Raw genomic sequence first — 21,735 nt, 5'->3', positions numbered from 1 at the left:
GGCCAAACAAAAGGCCGCCCCCAGCCTGGGAACGGCCCTTTTGTCGCGCGCTCATAAAACCGACTAACCGGACAGGCCGGCCACCATGATCGCCAACAAGGCGGCAGGACACAGATACCGCACCAGAAAACGCCATAACCTGTGCAGCGCACCATCAAGCCCATTTTCACTATCGACCAGCTTGGGATCGGCAATCCAACCCACAAAGATGCACACCAGCAAGGCGCCAATCGGCATGAACAGCTTTGCCGTGACGCTATCCAGCGCCGAGAACACGCCCTCACCCTCAAACAGCGGGATGAAGCCAAGCGGGTGAAAACCGGACATCGTGTTGAGCGAATAAGCGGATGCCACACCAAGCAAGCCGGCCAACGTCGCCACAGTTATTGCCGTCAATGCCCGACTGGTCTTGAATTTCTCCATCGCCCAGGAAGTTGGAACCTCCATCAATGCCACCGAACTGGTGAGAGCCGCAAAACCAACCATGATAAAGAATGCCAGGCCGATCACCGAACCGAAGGGCATGGACTGGAACGCGTGTGGCAAGGTCGCGAACATCAATCCCAACCCGCCTTCGGTAGAAAGCCCTGCGGCGATAACGATTGGAAAAATACAAAGCCCAGCCACCAGTGCCACAGCCGTATCGGCAAATGCGATGATGGTAGAGGTTCCAGCCAGGTTGACGTCGCGTCCTACATAGGACCCGTAGGTGATCATCCCGGCCACGCCCAGCGAAAGCGAGAAAAACGCCTGACCCACGGCGGCCAGCATCACTTCTCCAGTGAGCTTGGAAAAATCAAACGTGAAAAGATATCCCAAGGTGTCCGTGAAAGCTCCACCGAATGCACCGTAGATGGTGATAAGCAGTAGCAGCGCAAAAAAAGCCGGCATCAGCCAGATCGCCACAACCTCAATCCCGCCAGATACCCCGCGCGCCACAAAGTAGAGCGTGATTGCCACGAAGGCGATATCAAAGCTCGACATAGTGAAGCCGTCAGCCTGAAGCGCCGGGAAAATCGCCTGGATCTGCTCGGCGCTCATGCCCTGCAAAGCCCCTCCCGTCACGCCAGACTGGAACAAGTCGAGGAAGAACAGCACGATGTAATAGAGCACCCAGCCGCCAATAACGCAGTAAAACGCCAGGATCATGAAAGCGGCAAGCACCCCCAACCCGGCCATACCCTCCCAGTAAGGCGAAGCGCGCGATTCCACCGCCAGTCGACGAACGCTCTGCGTTGCCGATGATTGTCCGTGGCGCCCGATCAGGGTTTCAGAGAGCAAAACCGGCAAACCAATCAGGGCAATGCAAAAAATGTAGAAAAGCACAAAGGCGCCGCCACCATTGCTCGCTGCTTCTGCAGGAAATCTGACCAAGTTGCCCAAGCCAACAGCCGAACCGATCGCGGCCAATATGAATGCTGTGCGCGATGACCAGCCATCGCGACCGGTGCTGCCAGATGGTGCAACTGCCATATATGAAACCCTCCTTCACCTTCCCTTGGGGAATGTCTTTATAATCACTTACTGCCGTGAAACCCGGACACAGTCGAGCAGGCATTTGCGCAAATCCCCTGTTGGGTTAAAAGCGCGCCATGTCTACGACTTTCCAGCTCGATACTTCGACCAGCCGCGCCCACCCCACGCCGCAACCGATGCGGCGGCTCACCGTCCCCGCGATCAGGCGCCGGAAATCCGACGGGGTGACTGCGGAGCCAATCGTGATGCTTACCGCTTACACCGCCCGGCAGGCCCAATTGCTTGATGCGCATTGCGACATTTTGCTGGTGGGCGATTCGCTCGCGCAGGTGATCTACGGGCTCGATTCCACTGTCCCCGTCACGCTTGATATGATGGCCAATCACGCCGCAGCCGTGGTGCGCGGCTCTTACCATTCGGTTGTTGTGGTCGACATGCCGTTCGGTTCCTACGAAAGCTCGAAGGAGAAAGCCTTCGAAAGCGCATCCTACCTGCTCAAGGCGAGCGGGGCCGCTGCGGTGAAGCTTGAAGGCGGCGAAGCGATGGCGGAAACGGTCGCCTTTCTCAACCAGCGCGGCATTCCGGTAATGGGCCATGTCGGGCTGACCCCGCAGGCGGTCAATGTCCTGGGCGGCTATGGTGCGCGCGGGCGAAGCGATGCCGAGGCCGAGAAGATCGTCAAGGATGCCAGGGCACTGGACGAAGCAGGTGCCTTCGCGATCGTAATCGAGGGGGTGGTCGAGCCCATTGCCATCGAGGCGACCAAGGCTGTATCGTGCCCAACGATCGGCATCGGCGCATCGGCCCAATGCGACGGGCAGGTACTGGTAACCGAAGACATGCTGGGCATGTTCGACCGCGTCCCGCGCTTTGTGAAAAAATACGCAGATATCGCGGACGTCATCGAAAAAACGGTCGTGCAATATGCCGAGGAAGTCCGTAGTCGCAGCTTCCCTACTGAAGACCAGACTTACCAACCCAAGGCCTGATCAATCATGCAAACGCTGCTGCGGTATTACGGCTTCTCGCTGGCCTTCTCGTTGGTCTGCCTTGCCTTGGCGGTCTGGTACGGCTGGGCCAGCACAGGCAATATCGGCGCGACGCTCAGCATCCTGTGGATCGTGTTTGTACTCTCGATCCTAGAGGTGTCGCTCAGCTTCGACAATGCCGTGGTAAACGCCACCGTTTTGCGCACCATGGATCCGGTGTGGCAGCAACGCTTCCTGACCATTGGTATCCTGATTGCCGTGTTCGGGATGCGTATTGTGTTCCCGATCGCCATCGTCGCGATTGCCGCCGGGCTTGGCCCGATTGCCGCAATCGATCTTTCGCTCAACAATCCAGCAGAATACGAGCGTATCGTTTCTGGCGCCCATATCGGCATCGCTGGGTTCGGCGGGGCGTTCCTGGCGATGGTAGGGCTGACTTTCTTTTTCGAGGAAGACAAGGAAGTGCACTGGATCGCGGCGCTTGAGCGCACGATCAATCGCTTTTCGACTGTACCTGCGATCGAAATCGGACTGGTTCTGACGCTGGTTTACAGCGTTTCTACCCTGCTTGCTCCGCAGGATGCCAATACCTTCCTTACGGCCGGCATCCTGGGACTGATTACCTTTATCGGCGTCAATGCGATCGCAGCGCTGCTGGAACAGCACGAAGCGAAGAAACGGGCAGCGGGCATCGTCGTGAAGTCAGGCCTTGGCGGTTTCCTTTATCTGGAAGTGCTCGATGCCAGTTTCAGCTTCGATGGCGTAATTGGTGCCTTCGCACTGTCGAACAACATGATCATCATAGCGCTGGGCCTGTCAGTTGGCGCGATCTTCGTTCGCTCGATCACCATTCATCTGGTGCAAACGGGAACGTTGGCGCAATACCGCTATCTTGAACATGGTGCGTTCTGGGCGATCATCGTGCTGGGCGGGATCATGCTGTTTTCAGCCAGGTTCCACATCCCGGAAACGATCACCGGGTTGATTGGCGCGACGCTGATCGGGCTAAGCTTCCTGTGGTCTGTAAGGCACAACCGCCGCGAAGGCGTGCAAAGAATAGATCTCAATGCAACCGCGCAAGGCGACTAGCTATGGGTGCAGCCATCATCAGTTGAAACAGGTGATAGAGCAGCAGCGGCGCGATCACGAATCCGGCAACGTCGGGAACGAAAAGAATGGCGGCAAGCGGCGCGCCAATCGCCACGCTCTTCTGCGCTCCAGCGAACAGAAATGCTTTGCGGTCGGCGATCGGATAGCCAAGCAGCCCGCTCGCCCACCAAGCAGCCAGATGCGCAGCAACCAGGAAAATGACTGTCAAAATAAGTAGCCATGCCCAGCTTGCTCCGTCAAACATCTGCAGCAGGCCCTGCTCGACTGCCCCCGACATGGCGACATAGACGGCAATCCCGATCACGATCCGATCAAGCCAGACGATCCTGGCCTTGCGCGCTATCACCCAATCACGGGTCCACCCTTGAAGCGCCTGGCCGATAATGAAAGGCAAAACCAGGATCGCCGCAATCCTCACGATCGCTTGATAGCCTATCTCGCCCGCCTCATTGCCGGCGAGCAACGCGAAAAGCGGCGCAGTGATGAATACGCCCGCAATATTGATCAGCGCCGCCCCCACCACCGCGAGCGCGATATTGCCCTCTGCCAGCGTGGTATATGAAGTGGCTGACTGAATCGTAGACGGCAAGGTACCGAGATAGAGGAACCCCAGTGCAACCAGCGGGGGCAGATGGGCTGTGGCAACCAACGAAATACCCATGCCGCCAAGCGCCATCACTCCGAAAACCCACAGCATCAGCGGGCCGAAATAGCGCCAGTTTCTGAGACCATGCGTGATTTCGCCGCGGGCAATGCGCATGCCATTGACCAGGAAAAGCAGGAATATGCCTGTGCTTGAAACAGTGCGCGCCGTGTCGCGCAGCTCGCCTGCTGCAGGAAAGATCAGCGCCAGCCCGGTCGCCATTACAAGGACCGCAATCATCGGGTCAGCGAAAAAGGAGCCTAGCCTGCGCATTGGCCCGCACTGCCCGCGCACTTTGCGCTTGTCGAGTGCCTGCGTGCACCCGGCTCCGGTCAGGCCGAAAGATCGTATTGCTTGAGCAGGTCGTAAAGCGTCGGTCGGCTGATTCCCAGCATTTTGGCGGTGCTGGAAATATTGCCTTCGCTGCGCGCAAGAGCATGGCGGATCACGCGCCGGTCCGCTTCTTCGCGGGCGGTCTTAATGTTGAGCACATCGCCCCGCTCCTCGCCGCTTTGCTGAAGGTCAAGATCACCCGCGCCCACCAGCTTGCCGTCAGTCATGATCACCGCGCGTTTCACGCGATTTTCCAGTTCGCGCACATTACCGGGCCAATCATGCGCATCGATCGCTGCCAGCGCATCGGGTGCAAAGCCGCTCACTTGCGGGTTCATCTCATTGGCAAAGCGATTGAGGAACGCCTTGGCCAGCAAGGTCGCATCACCATGCCGTTCGGCCAGCGTCGGGATCTTCACCACGATTTCAGCCAGACGATAGAACAGGTCTTCGCGGAATCTGCCTTCGCTGCACATCAACTCAAGGTTTTGATGCGTGGCACAAACGATACGCGTATCAACCTCGATCGGCTTTCGCCCACCGATCCGCTCAATTGTGCGTTCCTGCAGAAAGCGCAGCAGTTTGACCTGCAGTGCCAGCGGTATATCACCCACCTCATCGAGGAACAGAGTGCCGCCTGCGGCATTCTCGATCTTGCCTTCGGTGGTCTTGACCGCGCCGGTAAAAGCACCCTTTTCGTGTCCGAACAGTTCGCTCTCGAGCAGATTTTCCGGGATCGCCGCGCAATTGATCGCGACAAAGGGCCCTTCCCTGCGGTCGCTTGCATCATGCAGTCCCTTGGCAAGCAATTCCTTGCCAGTACCGCTTGCTCCCAGCAGCATGACCGAGACATTGGTTCTCGCCACCCGTTCGATCGTGCGGGCAACCTGCACCATTTCGGGGGCAGCGGTGATCATGGCGCCCAGCACGCGGTTATCCTCACCGCTTTGCGATTTGAGCCTGCGGTTTTCCGCTTCGATCTGGTGCAGGTTGAAGGCACGCCGCACGATCAGGCCCAAATCCTCGATATCAACCGGCTTGTGGTAGAAATCATAGGCTCCGTGAGCGATCGCATCTAGCGCGCTCTCGCGCGCTCCGTGCCCCGAAGCGACAATTACCTTGGTGTCCGGCTTCAGCTCCATGATCGCATCGAGCACGGCGAAACCCTCGCTCGTGCCATCCGGATCAGGCGGCAGACCAAGGTCGAGCGTGACCACCGCCGGTCCAACCTGACGCAGTGCCGCAATTGCACTTTCGCGGTCTGTGGCAGGGATGACTTCAAAATCGTCATAGGCCCATTTGAGTTGGGCCTGCAGGCCCTCGTCATCCTCTATGACCAGCAGTGCGGGTTTCTTGTCGGCCATTATGCCACCTTGCTTTCAAACTCTTTTCCCTGCCACAGCGGATCAATCGCCTCCGCCAACGGCATGGTGATGATAAATCGTGTTCCCAGCCCCTCACGGCTTTCGACATGCAGGCTCCCGCCCATCGCGCGAATAAGCTCTCTTGCTTCGAACGCGCCAATGCCAAACCCGCCCTCTTTTGAAGAAACGAACGGCTTGAAAAGGCCGTTGCGCACGAATTCGGGCGACATTCCCTTTCCGTTGTCGATCACCTCGACGCGGCCGGTCAATCCATCGCAGGAAACATTGATATAAACCGGGAGATTGGCGTCACTGGCATCGATCGCATTCTGCACAAGATGCTGCATCGCCTGCTCCATCGCCACGGGATCACCGCGCACCACACAGCTTTCGCTGCGAGCAACCCTGACAGGATGGAGGGAGTTGGAACGGTTAGCCAGCGCATCGGCCATCGCGGCCAGATTGACCGCTGCCTGACGCTCGATCTTGCCGGTTCCATAGCGGCCGAGCCGGGCCAGCAACATTTGCAGCTTATCTGCACTGTTACGCAGCGTGATCAGCATGTCTGCACGAAATTCCGGATTTTCGGCATGCTTTTCGGCATTGCGGGCAAGCAGGGTCAACTGACTTGCCAGGTTCTTTATGTCGTGCATCACGAAAGCAATCCGGCGGTTGAATTCGTCAAACCGGCCCGCTTCCATCAAGGCCTGCTGGCCCGTTTGTTCAGCCAGATAGCTGGCCAGCTGGCGGCCAGCCGCGCGCAGTAGATCAAAGTCTTCCCAGTCGAGAGCGCGCGCCACCGGTGGACGGGCCAGGATGACCACGCCAACCAGCCGTTCGAAATGAATCAGCGGAATGGCAGCCCAGGCCGCAGGAGCGTCCCACAACCATTGAGGCAATGGTTTCGTATTGGGATGGTGGACAGCCCCAGAGCGTAGGGCATCGATATCGTAGATGAATTGGCTGCGCTCAAACTGCCCCGCAAGGTCATGTTCAGCTGCCGGAGAAGGCACTTCGATCTCGGGCCATTGCCAGCGGGCAACCAGTTCCAGCTCGGCTTCTTCATTGGGGGCAAGCAGCAATCCGGCAGGGCTATCGGTAATGTCTGCCATCGCCTTTACTGCGCGCTGGTTAAAGCTACCTTCGTCAGCGCCCCCGCGCCCCATGGTTGCGGTGAAACGAAGCCACTCCGCTCGATAGTCATATCGATGGCGAAAGAGATGCTTGGCCAGCACTACCCGAAGCCAGGCACGCGCGCGCGCTGATGGCAGCCAGATAATCGCTGCGACGCTCGCGAAAACCACAAATCCCACTTGTGTTACACGGCCAAGGTCACCGCCCAGCAAGGCCAGGGAGCGACTGATCACCACCATCGCCATCAGGTAACCAGCGATCAGCAGTAGCGAGAGGCTGCGGAAAGCGACCGCACGCGACGGGCGAAACTGCAACCCCGCAGTGCCAGCATTGCTGCCGATCGCCAAGGCGAGGGTCAGCAATCCGGTCACCAACCCGCGCAGCGCCAGCAACAGTTCGGGTGGCTCGCTGCTGAGATAGGCGACCGTGTACAGATTGAGATCGTAGAGCCAGATCCCCGCCAGTGCGAATGCGCTCCAGCGCAGCAATTGCCTTGAGGCGACCGCCGCCCCGCCATAAAGGTTATGCAGCAATACAAGCGCCCCGATCGTCACCAAAAGATGCAGGATGACCGATATCTGGTTCGTCAACGCTGCCAGCTCGGGCGTTGCCGCAACCCTCAGGCCAACAGCCAACAGCAAGGGCTGGAGCAACTCGACCAGGAACAAGGTGCCCACCAGCGGCCGGATGGGCCGCAAGCTTTCGTCTCGTCCGTCATTCGCGAACAGGCGGAACAGCAGATAGACCAGCGAAAGGTTGCGCGCCGATTCAGCGAGCCCCGTAGCTAGCGAGGCAGGTGACAGGGCAGCAGACAATGCGGCCCAGAGCCCGGTCAGCATTATCGCAAGGATTGCGGCCCAGCGGTCTAGCCGCGTCCTGTCTCCCATGCGCAATATCCACAGAGCCGAAACAAGGCAAAAGGCGGCGCCGCCAATATTGCCGATCTGACCGGCTAGCGGGAGCAGCGAAAGGTCGGTTCCGAGCATCACACCGAATTCCTTGCGCAAGACGCTACGGCATATGTGCCGCAGCGCGCGTAGCAATCAGAGATGGACCGTTCGCCCTGCATGTTCGCGTGTGGTTGCCTCGCAATGCCAATCACATCGCGTTTTAAGAGGGAGAAATGAAATGTCGGTAAATTTTACACTCGGCCTTTTTCATCAGCATTGCTGCCTCATTGCGTGATTGACGCATTTATGACCGGCATAGTGCTAGCGATCGCGCAAGGGATTGAATTCGAACGGAGTAACGCCGCGCGTGACCCGATCGACACGCAAGGGCGCGCCGCGCGGTGGCAACGAGCGTTGACGGCAACCTTCCCGGTAACACCGCGCACAGCCAAGCCCGATCGGGTCGGCAGCCTTTGGATCTAGCGAAACGCCCTTCGCCGCAGCCATCTGACTGCCAAAACGCGCTTCGACGCCCAGCACGATCACAAAACGGGCATCGTCGCCCGCACCAATCGCGTCGACCGTCCGGGCAAAGGTGAGCCAGTGAGCAGGCCCGGAATCCGCACCTTCAACCATCACCGGCTGAACACACAAATCTCCGCGCCGTTCAAATGCCATGTGTGCCACCCAAAGCGGGCATGTGGCATCACTTTCAAGCAGGGTCGCCCCGCTGGCACCGGAAAAGCGCTTGGAAAACTGGCCCGCACGGTCAAGCCTTGCCATGAAAAACGGCAGGCCGCGCTGACCAACCCGCTGCATTGTAGTGAGACGATGCGCGAGTTGTTCGAAACTGACGCCGAAGCGCCGTTGCAGCACCAAGAAGTCATATCCGGTCTGCTCGCATGCGCGCAGGAACCGGCCATAGGGCATCAGCAGCGCCGCCGCGAAATATGCCGTCAGGTGCCGTTCGAACAACTGCCTTGATGCGGCATCGTCAAGCTGGGCACCGGCAACAAGTCTGGAGATCGCTTCGCGCTGTTCCAGCGCCACCAATTGCGCGGCAATCTGGAAATTGCGTGAGGATCGATCAAGCATCTCGGACAGCTGGAGTTGGCGGGCGTGCAAATCTAGCCGACGCAGCCAATCTGGCATGACGTCGAGCGGTAGAATACGCACGGTGAGCTGGTGTTTGTCACGCAGGCGTTCGGTCAGCGCCGCCCCAAGGTCGCTATGGGAAAGACGCAGTTCGTCAGCCAGGTCTTCGGCAGCGTGATCGAGATCGGCGAAATGGTTTCGCCAACGCTCGATCTCGCGCCTTGAGGCGATTAGCGAATCGTTGATTCCGCCTGTTTCCTGGCCACTGCGATCGTAAAGCCGGGCGAACGCCGCTGCGGCCTGAGGCGCTACCGCCAGCAATTCGCTCACTTCTTCACGGTCTATGCCTAGATCGGCAAAGCGTTCGTCCGCCAATCTGCGTGCCAGTCCGTCCACGCCGCCAATCGCTTCATCCTCGCGCAAGGTGCGTGGATCGAAGTCAAATCGCTCGATTACCTGCACCAGCACTCGCGCGGATAGTGGGCGCTGGTTACGTTCGATCAGGTTGAGGTAGCTGGGGCTGATGCCCAATGTTGCGGCCATTGCCGCCTGGGTCAGCCCCTCGCGCTTGCGCAAACGGCGCAATGCGGGGCCGGCGAGAAGAGAAGCGTCAGCCATTTTGTCACTATATTTACATCTTTACAGAGTTGGAAGCCCAAAAATGCTCACGAAGACAAGATATTTTGTAATTTTTCCTGTCATCGTAGCGTTTCGACCGTCATTGATGTCTGCAAGGGGCGCCTCCCCGCCCAAGCAGGAGAAACAGAATGACCTACCAGGCTTCCATCGCAGCGATGCGCAAGACCATCGAAACGAATGGCGCACCGTGGAACGCGATCGACGCGGAAGGCGCAGCTCGCATGCAAATGCAGAACCGTTTCCGGACCGGACTCGACATCGCGAAATACACCGCGAAGATTATGCGCGAGGATATGGCAGCCTATGACGCTGACCCAGCCAACTACACCCAGTCGCTGGGCTGCTGGCACGGGTTCATCGCCCAGCAGAAGCTGATCAGCATCAAGAAGCATTTCGGTAGCACCAAGCGCCGCTATCTCTACCTTTCGGGCTGGATGGTTGCTGCGCTGCGGAGCGAATTCGGCCCGCTGCCTGACCAATCGATGCACGAAAAGACCAGCGTGCCTGCCCTGATCGAGGAAATCTACACTTTCCTCAAGCAGGCCGACGCGCGCGAACTGGGCATGATGTTCCGCGATCTCGATGCGGCGCGTGAGCGCGGCGATGAAATCGAGGCCAAGCGCATTGAAGCCGCGATCGACAATTATGAGACACATATTGTGCCCATCATCGCTGACATCGATGCAGGTTTCGGCAATGCCGAGGCAACTTATCTGCTCGCCAAGAAGATGATTGAAGCAGGCGCCTGCGCGATCCAGATCGAGAACCAGGTTTCTGACGAAAAGCAATGCGGCCATCAGGATGGCAAGGTTACGGTTCCGCATGAGGAATTCCTGCAGAAAATCCGCGCGGTCCGTCATGCCTTCCTGGAGCTGGGTGTTGAAGACGGGATCATCGTTGCCCGCACCGATTCGCTTGGTGCAGGTCTCACCAAGTCGATCGCCTACACCAAGGAAGAGGGCGATCTGGGCGATCAGTACAACAGCTTTCTCGATTGCGAAGAGGTCGATCCGTCCGACATCAGGAACGGGGATGTCTTTCTCAGCCGCGAAGGCAAGCTGCTGCGCCCCAAACGCCTGCCTTCAAACCTTTACCAGTTCCGCGCCGGCACGGGTGAAGATCGCTGTGTGCTCGACTGCATCACATCGCTCCAGAACGGTGCAGACCTGCTGTGGATCGAGACAGAGAAGCCGCATATCGGCCAGATCGGCGGCATGGTAGACCGCATCCGCGAAGTGATCCCTAATGCCAAGCTGGTCTACAACAATTCGCCCAGCTTCAACTGGACGCTGAATTTCCGCCAGCAGGTCTATGACGCCTGGGAAGCCGAGGGTCGCGATCTGTCAAATTATGACCGGGCCAAGCTGATGAGCATCGACTACGATGGTAGCGCGCTCGCTGACGAAGCCGATCGCCGGATCCAGACCTTCCAGCGCGACTCCGCTGCGCAGGCGGGAATCTTCCATCACCTGATTACTCTGCCGACCTATCACACGGCCGCGTTGAGCACGGACAACCTCGCCAAGCGCTATTTCGGCGAGGAGGGCATGCTGGGCTATGTCAAACAGGTCCAGCGCGAGGAAATTCGCCAAGGCATCGCCTGCGTGAAGCATCAGAATATGGCCGGCAGCGACATCGGTGACGACCACAAGGAATACTTTGCCGGCGAAGCGGCCCTCAAAGCCGGCGGCAAGGAAAACACCATGAACCAGTTCGAAGCTGCATAAGGAGAGCTGACATGAGCGATACCCCCACCAAGGAACCGGGCCGCGCACGCGCCCTGCTCTCCACCGCCGATTTCAAGCTGCTGCGCCGCGCGCTCGAAAGCCACGCCCGCGCCACGGATGACCGTGACGAGCTGGCCAAGATCAACGCGTTGCACCACCGATTGGGCACATATAGCTGATCACAGATCCGGGGCACTCGCCTGCCCTGCACACATTCTCCTGGGGAGGAGAACACGGCCGTCGGAACGCCCCCCGTTCCGGCGGCCGTCACTTTTCCGCGATCGCCAACTTTATGTAGCCATCCGGGCCAACGCCCGCACCCAGGGTCAGGACCCTACATCCCGTAAGTCTTCACCAGCAGGATCGACAGTGTGGCAACCATCAACAGCACCAACGGAACACCGGTGCGGATATAGTCTTTGAACTGGTAACTACCCTCGGACATGATCAGCATATTGGTTTGGTATGCGATCGGCGTTGCATAGCAAAGATTGCAGCCAAACAGCACTGCGAGGATCAATGGCTCTGGCGGCAAGCCCAATTGGTTTGCAATGTTGAAGGCGATCGGAGTGCCCACTGTTGCCGCCGTGGCGTTTGACGCAAAATTGGTCAGCAACGTCACGAACAGCATGATCGCCGCAAGCACTGCCGCAGCCGGAAGATGTTGCAGCCCCAGCGACATCGTTTCGCCCAGCCAGGCAGCGGCACCACTGTCATCGATGATCCGCCCGATCGCTATGCTGGCAGCAACAAGCACAATGACCTTGCCTGAAAGTGCTCGCCCAACTCGGTCAAACTTCACACAGCCGGTCACAAACATCAGGATCGAGCCTGCCAGCGCGGAAATCGCAATCGGGAAAAGGCCGATTGATGCAGTGAAGACCGAGAAAAACATGATTGCTGCGGAAAGCACAGCCTTGGACTTGCGCGGCAGTTCCCGAGCGCCCTCGAGCATCAGAAGGCTGTCGGCGTCGGCGAATTCTTGCAGGCTCTCAGGCAGGCCCATAACGAGGAGCACATCGCCTTCCGAGATGCGCAGGTCGCCGCCTTCGCTATATTGATCGCGCTCGCCCATCAGCCTTTCGGGCCGGTGAATTCCGAGAACTGCGACCCCGTACAAATCCGCGATCCCCGATGTAGGTAACGTGCGATTGATAAGCCGGGAATCGGCCGTCACAGTCATTTCGACAACGGTAATGTCCTGCCCCTTGGCAGCAGATTCGCGCCGTATACGGTCAACCACCCAGCTGGGGGCAAGTTGACCCTTCAACACGCGCACCGCATCCTCCAGCGCTTCGTGAGTGCCTGAAATGTGCAAGCGCTGTTGGGGTTGCAACGGACCGCCAGGTTGATCGTGAAAAAGAATGTCATCTGACAGGCGCGGGACGATCGCCGCGATTTCCTCGCCTACAAGCGCACTCTCCGGCCCGATTCTGAGGCGGGTATGGAACCGGCGTTTGACGGACTTATCCGTTACGCTGTTGTCACCCAGCAGGCGCGGCATGACAAGCCATAGATAGGGCAGCGCCACGAGTGCCGCCACAAGCACAATCGGCGTATAATGAAACACACTCATCTGCGGCATGCCCAGGTCAACCGCAATCGAGACCACAAGGATGTTGGTGGAAGTGCCTATCGTCGTTGCCATGCCGCCGATCAGCACCGCGGCATTGAGCGGGATCAAAGTCTTGGAAGCGGGCATGGCACCCCGTGCAGCCAGCGCCACAAAAATCGGCATCAGCAGAACCAGCACCGGCGTGTCATTCACAGCCATGGAGAGGGTCATCGCAAGCAACAGCGAAACCAGCAGGCCCAGCTGCAGGTTAATCTTGAATACCCGCTCCAGAATGCGCGCTGCTGGTTCCAATGCACCGGTTACTACCAGCCCCCGGCCCATGATCATCAGCGCGCAGATGGTGATCAACGCATAGTGCCCGAAACCGGCGAAGGCGAGAATCAGGCCATCGGTCGGACGGGTGCCTTCGAGCGGGAAGAAATACAGCCCTACCGCAATCACAGCGATGGTCAGCAAGGAAATGATTTCAATCGGCATCCGCCCGCGAGCGAATGCGATGAACATGGCCACAGTGACCACCATCGCTGCCATGGCGTGGAAGGAAGGTAAGGCCAGCATCGCTAACCGTATGAATCCCAAAGCCAGGCCGAAATTACAAGCGCTTTTCCTGAGGGAGCGTTGCAGGTCGCCGTGACCATCCAATCGAACAGACCGGCCAGGCAGCCTGGCAAGTGGGCTTGGTGCCTCTGGCCGGAGTCGAACCGGCACTTCCGAAGAAACTCGATTTTGAGTCGAGCGCGTCTACCAATTCCGCCACAGAGGCACTGTCACGGGAGCGAGGCGGATAGCCGCGCCATCGACAGTCTTCAAGTTTTCAATGCGCCCGCAAGCAATTTGTGTAACCTGGAGTGCAGCACGTCATTCGCAGCCAGAACCTGTGCCGCATGGATCGACTGCGATCGACCGCGAAAATCGCTCACGAAACCGCCCGCTTCGCGCACCAGCAAGCAGCCGGCGGCCGTATCCCAATCGCTAAGGCCGGTTTCCCAAAACCCGTCAAACCGGCCCGCTGCAAGCCAGGCCAGGTCAAGCGAGGCGGCGCCAAAGCGGCGGATACCGGCAACATTTGGGCCAATCGCGGCGTAGATCTTCATCCATTCTTCCGCGTCCCCCGCACCCTGGAACGGAATGCCGGTGGCAATCAGCGCTTCAGACAGGCGGGAACGCGCCGATACGCGCAGGCGGGCATCCTGCAACCAGGCCCCGCGCGACTTTTCTGCCCAGAATGTCTCATCCGTAATCGGCTGGTAGATCACACCCGCAGTCACCTCATCCCAGCCTGAACCATCCGGCTTGGGCTCCTGAACAGCAATCGAGATCGCAAAATGCGGGATGCCGTGCAGGAAGTTGCTGGTACCGTCGAGCGGATCGATGATCCAGCGCGGCTTGTTGGGATCGCCCTCGATAATTCCCGCCTCTTCCAGCACAAAGCCCCAATCGGGCCGCGCATGAAGCAGTTCATCATAGATCGCGCGTTCGGCGCGCATATCTGCCTTGGAAACAAAGTCAGCCGGCCCCTTGCGGCTGACCTGCAGGTGTTCGACTTCGCCGAAGTCACGCCGCAAACGGCCGCCCGCCTTGCGGGCCGCCTTTTCCATCACGCGAATGAGACCGGAATACATGGACATGGGTGTTAGCTGGCTTTCCCGACGTAGGACTGCTCGTACACGTCAACCACAATGCGCGTGCCGCTTTCAATGTGCGGCGGAACCATTATGCGCACGCCATTGTCGAGCATCGCTGGTTTGTAGCTTGATGAAGCGGTCTGGCCCTTCACCACCGCATCAGCTTCGACGATGGTGGCCTCGACCTGCGACGGCAGGTCGACGCTGATCGGCTTTTCCTCCCACAACTCAAGCGTTACCTGCATCCCGTCCTGCAGGAAGGGGCGTGCATCACCCAAAAGGTCGCTTGGCAGGTTGATCTGCTCGTAAGTGTCATTGTCCATGAACACCAGCATAGTGCCGTCTTCATACAGAAACTGGAATTCCTTGGTGTCGAGCCGCACGCGCTCGACCGTATCGGCGCTGCGGAAGCGCACGTTGGTCTTGCGCCCATCCTGCAGGTTCTTCATTTCGACCTGCATATAGGCACCACCCTTGCCCGGCTGGGTGTGTTGGATCTTGGCAACTTTCCAGATGCCGCCTTCATACTCAAGGATATTGCCTGGGCGAATATCGACGCCGCTGATCTTCATGGGAGCTAACCTTTTCAAGGAACCTGCGGGGCCGCGCCCCACGCATTGTTGCGCGCGCCCTTAGCCGAGGCGCGAACGCAGGGCAAGGCGGCTGGCGAGCAGCGAGAGAACATGGTAGCGCTTCTGGCCATGAAAAGATCTATCTTGCCCGTACTGTTTGCTGCTTTTGCCATTGCGGCCCCGGCACATGGCGAAATGCTCAAGACCATGCCGCACGGACCCTATGAATGCGCGCTACCAGGCAATGCCGCAGACACTGCATGGTTCCCCCTTGCCGAGCAAAGCTTCACCATTTCGCGCGCCTCGCGCTATCGCAACACCGAAGGGCGCGGCACTTACCTGCTCAAGGGTGACGAACTGACCTTTACCAGCGGACCGAAGAACGGGCAGCGCCTGCGCCGGACTGGCACCAATGAACTGCGCCAGATCAACGACAATGAAAAAACCGGCCGCATGATCTGCGTGCGCGTGGGGAGTAACTACTGATCAGGTCCTGACGCGCGCTTGATCGCAGTGGCGAAATTGCGCACCGCCTGCGCCTCATCACCGCTCCACACAGCAGCTGACATAGCCAGGAAATCGGCACCTGCCTTGACCAGCGGCGCGCAATTATCGGGCGTGATTCCACCGATCGCGACGCAGGGAATTTCAAACAGCCGGCTCCACCATTCGAGCAGTTCGGGCTCAGGCCTTTCGGCATCACCTTTATCCTTCGTGGTCGAAGGAAAGAAGGCGCCGAAGGCGACATAGTCCGCGCCCGCCTCGCCCGCTTCCATCGCAAGATGGCGCGACGCATGGCAAGTCACCCCGATCTGCGCTTCACGGCCCAGTTCCTCGCGTGCCTGCTTAGGCGAGCCATCGCCCTGCCCCAGATGAACCCCGTCCGCCTTGATGCGTTTGGCAAGTGCCACGCTGTCATTGACGATAAAGGCCACATCGTGCTCGGCGCAGATTGCCTGAAGCGGTGCGGCCAATTTTGCCGCCTCGTGCTGGTCGAATCCCTTCACCCGGAACTGAAATGCCGCGACCAGCCCCGCGCCCACATCAAGGGCTCGCGTCAAACGCTCGGGAAAATCGCCAGTCACGTCGGGCGGCGAAATGAGGTAAAGCTGAGTCATGGGCAGGAGATCGTTCATGCTGCGCTCAATAACGTTCCGCAATGATTGCGCAATGCATCGCTGCAAGCTGCTCCTATCACTCGCCGCAATGCCACTTGCAGCCTGTATGACGCCGCAGGAACCTTCTGGCTGCCGGCAATTCGATTGCATAGCCATTGGCGAACAGCAACGGCTTGCACCCGGCCTTGCCGCACGGCCTATCTCGGTCAAGGAAGACAGCCGCTGCCCGATCGAGGCTGAATGCGTCTGGGCTGGCCGCGTGGTGGTCGAAACCGAGCTTGAGCTGGGGCACGAGGTGATCACGGTCTCGCTCGACAGCAGTGAACCCATGCATATCAACGCCGGGCTTCTTTCGGTTGCGGAAGTTGCCCCCGACATGTCGACCCAATGGTCACCCATTGCGCCTGAACACTACCGCTTTGCCTTCCGCTTCGTGCCCGATTTGATGGACAATGAGCCAATGGAACAGACCGTGAGATGACCACCAATACTGTGCCAAGGCGGGATACTGGCCATTGCGCCACAGACTTTGGGCCAGCCCTAAGATAACATCAGCCCAATCGGGAGGTCATCCTATGTCTGCATTTCTCTTTTCGAGCGCTGCCGCGATTGCTGCGGCCGCCAGTGCCCCTGTTACCAGCCAGGTCGCGATGTTCGACGAGGTCGAATTGCCTGCGGGGCTATCGCTCTACACTGTTGGCGTGCTCGACGACACGCGTTGCCCAGATCGCGAATTGTGCTTCCGCGAAGAGCGGCTGGTGGTGGCGACTGTGGTGATGGACGGGCGCAAGCGCACCGGCGTGGCGATGGAACTGGGCGTGCCGCTGCGCGTCTATGGCGGTTGGCTGACACTGGTCTCGACCACCGCCATGCCGCGCGATAATGGCGCTATTCCGCTTGCGGAATACGGGCTGACCTATCTGTTCGAGCCTGACCGGTAAGATCGCCCCGCCGGGTCAGCCCGCAACTGAAGCCTGGTAAATCGCATCAATGGCGGCGCCCAGCGTGGCGTCGAACTCGGCGTCGCTCTGGCCCTTGCGCAGATCCTGCAACAAACCACGGCTGAAGCTGGCGATCATACCTTTGTTTTTCGCCAGATACGTGCAGGCATCCCCGGTCGAATAGCCGCCCGACAGCGCGACCACACGCAGCACGTTGGAATGCGCAATCGCCGGCGCATAAAGGTTCGGACTTGTAGGAATAGACAGTTTGAGCATGAACTTGCGGCCTTCAGGCAAGGCGTCGAGACCTTTCATCACTTCGGCCAGCAGTATATCCTCACCCTGTGCACGATCGGCCGCCGTGATGTCATACTCGGGCTCGAGGATCGGCACGAGCCCACGATCAGCTATCCGGTTGCCATATTCAAACTGCTGCGCAACGATGGCCGCGATCCCGGCCGCATCAGCCGATTTGATCACCGAACGCATCTTGGTCCCGAACATTCCCGCCGCGACCGATTTGTCGAGCAATGCGTCGAGCTTTGTCATGTCCTTCATCAACTGGACGCCTTGGGCCTCGTCCTCCAGGCCCTGATCGACCTTGATGAAGGGCACAACGCCGCGCTGCTTGAGTGCATCGGCAGTGGGCACGCCTTCGACCAGACCGTCCATCGTCTTCTCGAACAGGATCGCGCCGATCACCTTGCCGCTGGCAAAGCTGGGTGCGGTGATAACCCGGCTGCGCATGGCGTGGATCGCCGCGTACATCTCGTCATCGCCTGACCACTCGCTGTCTTCGACGCCATAGCCGCGCAGCGCCTTGGGGGTCGATCCGCCGGACTGGTCAAGCGCGGCGATGAAGCCATCGGCGCTGGTGATTGTTGCGGCCATCTGGTCGAAATTCATCTGGAAGGTCCTGCCTTGAAGGTAAATTCATGCATACGAATGCACGCGCCCATAACGGCCACAGCTTTGCGCTGCAACATCCCGAAAAAGAGATTTCGAAACTTATCTGCGGCCTTGGTCGTTTATCTCTTATGCAACAAAAGGGAATAGACATGCTGGACGACATCCAGAGCAAGCTTTGCGACAATAACCCGACCGATTTTGGCGATCTCAAAGCTCTCTTCATCAACTGCACACTGAAATATTCGCCTGAAACCTCGCACACCGACACTCTGATCGACATGTCGGCCGAGATCATGCGCCGCAGCGGCGTAGCGGTCGAACAGATCCGGGCAAGCGATTACCAGCTCGCCTATGGCGTATATCCGGACATGACCGAGCACGGTGCGCAGCGTGATGACTGGCCACTTATCTGGCCCAAAGTAGCTGCTGCCGACATAGTCGTGCTCGGCACACCGATATGGCTGGGCGAAAAGAGCTCTGTCTGCCAGCTCATCATAGAAAAGCTATATGCCCACTCGGGCCAGACCAACGACAAGGGCCAGTATATCTTCTACGGCAAGGTGGGTGGCTGCCTCGTCACCGGCAATGAAGACGGTATCAAGCACGTCGGCATGGGCGTGCTCTACAGCATGCAGCACGTTGGCTTTACCATCCCGCCTCAGGCCGATGCAGGCTGGATCGGAGAGGCCGGCCCCGGCCCCAGCTTTGGCGACGAGCTTGACGACGGCTCACGCGCCGGGTTCGACAATGACTTTACCCGCCGCAACACCACCTTCATGACCTGGAACTTGATGCACATGGCGCGCATGTTGAAGGATGCCGATGGCTTGCCTGCGCATGGGAATTCGCGCGAGTTGTGGAACGAGGGCTGCCGGTTCGACGCGCCCAATCCCGAGCATCGCTAAACATGGCGGTTTCAGCGCCGGCCTATTTCCAAAGCTGGAGATCGCGTATGGCAGGCGGCACCTCGGCATTCGTCTCCATGCGGGAAAGGCTACGTTCTTCAAGCATCCAGCGACGCCTGATCGCCGACTTGCACCAAAGATCGGATACCCAGAACGGGCCAGACCATTCCAGCCTGCCTAATTTCAAGTCCAGGTCCACGCCGGCTGCAAACCATGCACATTTTCCGTGTTGCCGCACGAACACTTCGCGAAAGCGGAAACCGGTGCACGCGAAGGCTCCCTTGCTCGCCTCGGCAAAACTGGGCCTGTCGAGCAATTGCGGTCGATCACTACCGACTATCATCAGGAAATCGCGCGACAGCAGTTTGCGCAATTCAGCCGCCTGGCGGTTCATCCAGGCGCGCATCAACTGGTTTTCAAGTGCTTCGATTGTCGCCGAGATGTCAGACACTGTTCAGGCCCGAAGCGCGGCGACGCCGGGCAATTCCTTGCCTTCCATCCATTCGAGGAAGGCCCCCCCCGCGGTCGAAACGTAGGTTATTTCACCCATCACGCCCGCATGCGCCAGCGCCGCGACGGTATCGCCGCCGCCGGCCACCGAGATCAGCGAGCCTTCCTGGGTCAATGCGGCAACCGTGCGTGCCAGTGCCACGGTCGCCTCGTCGAACGGGGGGATTTCGAATGCGCCCAACGGCCCGTTCCACACCAGCGTTCGGCAGGTCTTGAGCACATCGCCCAGCGCCTCGACCGCTTGAGGGCCGATGTCGAGGATCATTTCATCGGCGGCTACCTCGTGGACGTTGCAAGTGCGCAAGCTGGGCGGATTGGGTGCGAATTCCTTCGCCACCACCACATCATAGGGCAGATGGACCGTGCAGCCGGCTTGGTCAGCCTGATCCATGATCTTGTTCGCAATCTCGGTGAGATCGTGTTCGCACAGCGATTTGCCCACATCCACCCCGCGCGCGGCGAGGAAGGTATTGGCCATGCCGCCACCGATGACGAGGTGCTGCACTTTGCCAACAAGGTTTTCGAGCACCGCCAGCTTGCTCGAAACCTTGGCCCCGCCGACCACCGCCGCGACTGGAGGATTCGGCGCGCCCAATGCCACTTCAAGCGCAGTCAGTTCCTTTTCCATCGCCCGCCCGGCATAGGCAGGCAGCACATGCGCCAGCCCTTCGGTCGTGGCGTGTGCGCGGTGCGCGGCGGAAAAAGCGTCATTGACAAAGATATCGCCATTTTCGGCAATCGATGCCGCAAAACCCGGATCGTTCGCTTCCTCGCCCGGCCAGAAACGGACGTTTTCCATCAGCCCGATGTCGCCGGGTCGCAGAATACCGATGGCTTGCTGCGCCACTGGACCCGCGACCTCGGGGATGAACATGATTTCCTTGCCGAGCACCTTTTCGACATCGCCCTGCACCATGCTGGTAGACAGCACCGAGCTGCGCTGGCCGCCCGGCCTGCCGAAGTGCGCAAGCAGCAAGACCTTGGCCCCCTTGTCGCACAGCTCGATAATGGTGGGCTTGGCAGCCTCCACCCTCGTCACATCGGTCGCCGACCCGTCCTTCATCGGAAGGTTCAGGTCGACCCGAACGAGCGCGACCTTGCCGGTGAGGTCGCCAAGGTCATCAAGGGTTTTGAAAGCTGCCATCGCAATCGCCCCTTAAAGGAACTTCGCCATCACACCAGTAGTGTCAATCATGCGGTTCGAGAAGCCCCACTCATTGTCATACCAGCTGACGACACGGGCCAGCTTGCCTTCCATTACTGCAGTTTCCAGGCTGTCGATGGTCGAGCTCGCCGGATAATGATTGAAGTCGCTCGATACCAGCGGCTGGTCGGTATAGTCGAGCACGCCCTTCAGCGGCCCTTCGGCAGCCGCCTTGAGCGCGGCATTGATCTCTTCCACGCTCGTGTCCCGGCCCGGCGTGAACACCAGATCGACCATCGAAACATTCGGGGTGGGAACGCGCACGGACGAACCATCGAGCTTGCCCTTTAGCTCGGGCAGCACCAGTCCCACCGCGCGCGCGGCACCCGTGGTGGTTGGGATCATGTTGGCGGCACCCGCGCGTGCACGGCGCATATCCTTGTGCATCTGGTCAAGGATGCGCTGGTCATTGGTGTAGCTGTGGATCGTGGTCATGAAACCACGTTCTATCCCCACCGTTTCGTTCAGCACCTTGGCCATGGGGGCCAGGCAATTGGTAGTGCAGCTGGCGTTGGAAATGATCACGTCATCCGCCGTCAGGGTGTCATGGTTCACGCCATATACGATCGTCTTCGAAACGCCCGTTGCGGGGGCTGAAATGATCACGCGCCTGGCGCCAGCGGCCAGATGCGGGCGGCTTGCTTCGTCAGACTGGAAGAAGCCGGTGCATTCCATCACGATGTCGATGCCCTGCGCGGCGTGCGGCAGGTTTGCAGGATCGCGTTCGGCCGTGACCTTGATGACCTTGCCATTGACGATCATTTCGCCATCGGCGGCTTCCACCGAGCCGGGAAAGCGGCCATGCGTGCTGTCATACTGGAACAACAGTGCATTGGACTTGGTGTCCGCAAGGTCATTGATCGAAACGAGCTCGAGATCGTGGTCGTCCCGCTCAAGTATAGCCCGCGCAACAAGCCGTCCGATACGTCCGAAACCGTTGATCGCAACCTTGGTCGCCATGGAAAATGCTCCTGA

The 21,735-nt window shown here is 59.2% G+C and carries 21 protein-coding genes and 1 tRNA gene; 8 read left to right on the top strand and 14 right to left on the bottom strand.

Annotated elements, in window-relative coordinates:
* Nucleotides 1-63: 63 nt before the first annotated feature.
* Nucleotides 64-1,473, bottom strand: a complete 1,410-nt coding sequence (locus tag ACX2DJ_RS08525) for a sodium-dependent transporter (RefSeq protein ID WP_462572060.1) — start codon at nt 1,471-1,473, stop codon at nt 64-66.
* A gap of 119 nt (nt 1,474-1,592) precedes the next feature.
* Here ACX2DJ_RS08525 and panB point away from each other — a divergent pair, with 119 nt between their 5' ends.
* A complete protein-coding gene (gene panB, locus ACX2DJ_RS08520) occupies nt 1,593-2,465 on the top strand; it encodes a 3-methyl-2-oxobutanoate hydroxymethyltransferase (protein WP_462572059.1) in 873 nt (290 codons plus the stop codon).
* A gap of 6 nt (nt 2,466-2,471) precedes the next feature.
* Nucleotides 2,472-3,554 (top strand): DUF475 domain-containing protein, encoded by a 1,083-nt coding sequence (locus tag ACX2DJ_RS08515; protein ID WP_462572058.1) that lies wholly within the window; start codon nt 2,472-2,474, stop codon nt 3,552-3,554.
* Here ACX2DJ_RS08515 and ACX2DJ_RS08510 read toward each other — a convergent pair.
* The 4 genes from ACX2DJ_RS08510 to ACX2DJ_RS08495 all read right to left on the bottom strand — a co-directional run bounded on the left by ACX2DJ_RS08510 (nt 3,529) and on the right by ACX2DJ_RS08495 (nt 9,652).
* The gene (locus ACX2DJ_RS08510) at nt 3,529-4,458 is read right to left on the bottom strand and encodes a bile acid:sodium symporter family protein (RefSeq protein ID WP_462572057.1); all 930 of its coding nucleotides are present in this window, start codon (nt 4,456-4,458) and stop codon (nt 3,529-3,531) included. The two genes, ACX2DJ_RS08515 and ACX2DJ_RS08510, sit on opposite strands and share 26 nt — an antisense overlap.
* Before the next feature lie 92 nt (nt 4,459-4,550).
* Nucleotides 4,551-5,915 (bottom strand): PEP-CTERM-box response regulator transcription factor, encoded by a 1,365-nt coding sequence (gene prsR / locus ACX2DJ_RS08505; RefSeq protein ID WP_462572055.1) that lies wholly within the window; start codon nt 5,913-5,915, stop codon nt 4,551-4,553.
* On the bottom strand, nt 5,915-8,056 hold the full coding sequence (gene prsK / locus ACX2DJ_RS08500; protein WP_462572054.1) for an XrtA/PEP-CTERM system histidine kinase PrsK: 2,142 nt from the start codon (nt 8,054-8,056) through the stop codon (nt 5,915-5,917). Before prsK ends, prsR begins: the two co-directional genes overlap by 1 nt.
* A gap of 204 nt (nt 8,057-8,260) precedes the next feature.
* Complete coding sequence (locus ACX2DJ_RS08495) at nt 8,261-9,652, bottom strand: helix-turn-helix domain-containing protein (RefSeq protein ID WP_462572052.1); 1,392 nt, start codon at nt 9,650-9,652, stop codon at nt 8,261-8,263.
* Between the two features lie 149 nt (nt 9,653-9,801).
* Here ACX2DJ_RS08495 and ACX2DJ_RS08490 point away from each other — a divergent pair, with 149 nt between their 5' ends.
* Together ACX2DJ_RS08490 and ACX2DJ_RS08485 are read left to right on the top strand one after the other, a co-directional pair.
* Nucleotides 9,802-11,400 (top strand): isocitrate lyase, encoded by a 1,599-nt coding sequence (locus ACX2DJ_RS08490; protein WP_462572050.1) that lies wholly within the window; start codon nt 9,802-9,804, stop codon nt 11,398-11,400.
* Nucleotides 11,401-11,411: 11 nt separating this feature from the next.
* A complete protein-coding gene (locus ACX2DJ_RS08485; RefSeq protein ID WP_462572048.1) occupies nt 11,412-11,579 on the top strand; it encodes a hypothetical protein in 168 nt (55 codons plus the stop codon).
* Nucleotides 11,580-11,734: 155 nt separating this feature from the next.
* Here ACX2DJ_RS08485 and ACX2DJ_RS08480 read toward each other — a convergent pair whose 3' ends face one another.
* From ACX2DJ_RS08480 to efp, 4 genes are all read right to left on the bottom strand, one after another.
* The gene (locus ACX2DJ_RS08480; RefSeq protein ID WP_462572047.1) at nt 11,735-13,507 is read right to left on the bottom strand and encodes an SLC13 family permease; all 1,773 of its coding nucleotides are present in this window, start codon (nt 13,505-13,507) and stop codon (nt 11,735-11,737) included.
* Nucleotides 13,508-13,654: 147 nt separating this feature from the next.
* A tRNA-Leu gene (locus tag ACX2DJ_RS08475) sits at nt 13,655-13,739 on the bottom strand.
* A 43-nt stretch (nt 13,740-13,782) separates the two neighbouring features.
* On the bottom strand, nt 13,783-14,604 hold the full coding sequence (locus ACX2DJ_RS08470) for an inositol monophosphatase family protein (RefSeq protein WP_462572046.1): 822 nt from the start codon (nt 14,602-14,604) through the stop codon (nt 13,783-13,785).
* A 5-nt stretch (nt 14,605-14,609) separates the two neighbouring features.
* Complete coding sequence (gene efp / locus ACX2DJ_RS08465; protein WP_462572045.1) at nt 14,610-15,173, bottom strand: elongation factor P; 564 nt, start codon at nt 15,171-15,173, stop codon at nt 14,610-14,612.
* A 129-nt stretch (nt 15,174-15,302) separates the two neighbouring features.
* Here efp and ACX2DJ_RS08460 point away from each other — a divergent pair, with 129 nt between their 5' ends.
* Nucleotides 15,303-15,659 (top strand): elongation factor P, encoded by a 357-nt coding sequence (locus tag ACX2DJ_RS08460; protein ID WP_462572043.1) that lies wholly within the window; start codon nt 15,303-15,305, stop codon nt 15,657-15,659.
* On the opposite strand, the gene thiE is transcribed toward ACX2DJ_RS08460, so the two are convergent.
* Nucleotides 15,653-16,309 (bottom strand): thiamine phosphate synthase, encoded by a 657-nt coding sequence (thiE, locus tag ACX2DJ_RS08455; protein ID WP_462572042.1) that lies wholly within the window; start codon nt 16,307-16,309, stop codon nt 15,653-15,655. The genes ACX2DJ_RS08460 and thiE overlap by 7 nt on opposite strands.
* 70 nt (nt 16,310-16,379) lie before the next feature.
* On the opposite strand from thiE, the gene ACX2DJ_RS08450 reads away from it, so the two are divergent.
* Together ACX2DJ_RS08450 and ACX2DJ_RS08445 are read left to right on the top strand one after the other, a co-directional pair.
* A complete protein-coding gene (locus tag ACX2DJ_RS08450) occupies nt 16,380-16,772 on the top strand; it encodes a hypothetical protein (RefSeq protein ID WP_462572041.1) in 393 nt (130 codons plus the stop codon).
* 94 nt (nt 16,773-16,866) lie between these two features.
* Nucleotides 16,867-17,232, top strand: coding sequence for a hypothetical protein (locus tag ACX2DJ_RS08445; RefSeq protein ID WP_462572040.1), 366 nt, complete (start codon nt 16,867-16,869; stop codon nt 17,230-17,232).
* A gap of 15 nt (nt 17,233-17,247) precedes the next feature.
* Here ACX2DJ_RS08445 and ACX2DJ_RS08440 read toward each other — a convergent pair whose 3' ends face one another.
* The gene (locus ACX2DJ_RS08440; RefSeq protein WP_462572039.1) at nt 17,248-18,138 is read right to left on the bottom strand and encodes a fructose bisphosphate aldolase; all 891 of its coding nucleotides are present in this window, start codon (nt 18,136-18,138) and stop codon (nt 17,248-17,250) included.
* Between the two features lie 152 nt (nt 18,139-18,290).
* On the opposite strand from ACX2DJ_RS08440, the gene ACX2DJ_RS08435 reads away from it, so the two are divergent.
* Nucleotides 18,291-19,046: a flavodoxin family protein gene (locus ACX2DJ_RS08435; protein WP_462572038.1), complete on the top strand. Its 756-nt coding sequence runs from the start codon at nt 18,291-18,293 to the stop codon at nt 19,044-19,046.
* Between the two features lie 22 nt (nt 19,047-19,068).
* Here ACX2DJ_RS08435 and ACX2DJ_RS08430 read toward each other — a convergent pair whose 3' ends face one another.
* The 3 genes from ACX2DJ_RS08430 to gap are packed head-to-tail and all read right to left on the bottom strand — an operon-like array spanning nt 19,069 to nt 21,720.
* Entirely contained in the window at nt 19,069-19,497 is a 429-nt protein-coding gene (locus ACX2DJ_RS08430) for a nuclear transport factor 2 family protein (RefSeq protein ID WP_462572036.1), read from the bottom strand.
* Between the two features lie 3 nt (nt 19,498-19,500).
* The gene (locus ACX2DJ_RS08425; protein WP_462572035.1) at nt 19,501-20,700 is read right to left on the bottom strand and encodes a phosphoglycerate kinase; all 1,200 of its coding nucleotides are present in this window, start codon (nt 20,698-20,700) and stop codon (nt 19,501-19,503) included.
* 12 nt (nt 20,701-20,712) lie between these two features.
* Nucleotides 20,713-21,720 carry a type I glyceraldehyde-3-phosphate dehydrogenase gene (gap, locus tag ACX2DJ_RS08420; RefSeq protein ID WP_462572034.1) on the bottom strand — a complete coding sequence of 336 codons (1,008 nt, stop codon included), beginning with the start codon at nt 21,718-21,720 and terminating at the stop codon, nt 20,713-20,715.
* Between the last annotated feature and the right edge of the window lie 15 nt (nt 21,721-21,735).

The organism is Altererythrobacter chaiwopuensis, from assembly GCF_054957755.1.
Note: the sequence above shows the minus strand (reverse complement) of the source record. Positions and strands in the feature narration are given on the sequence as shown.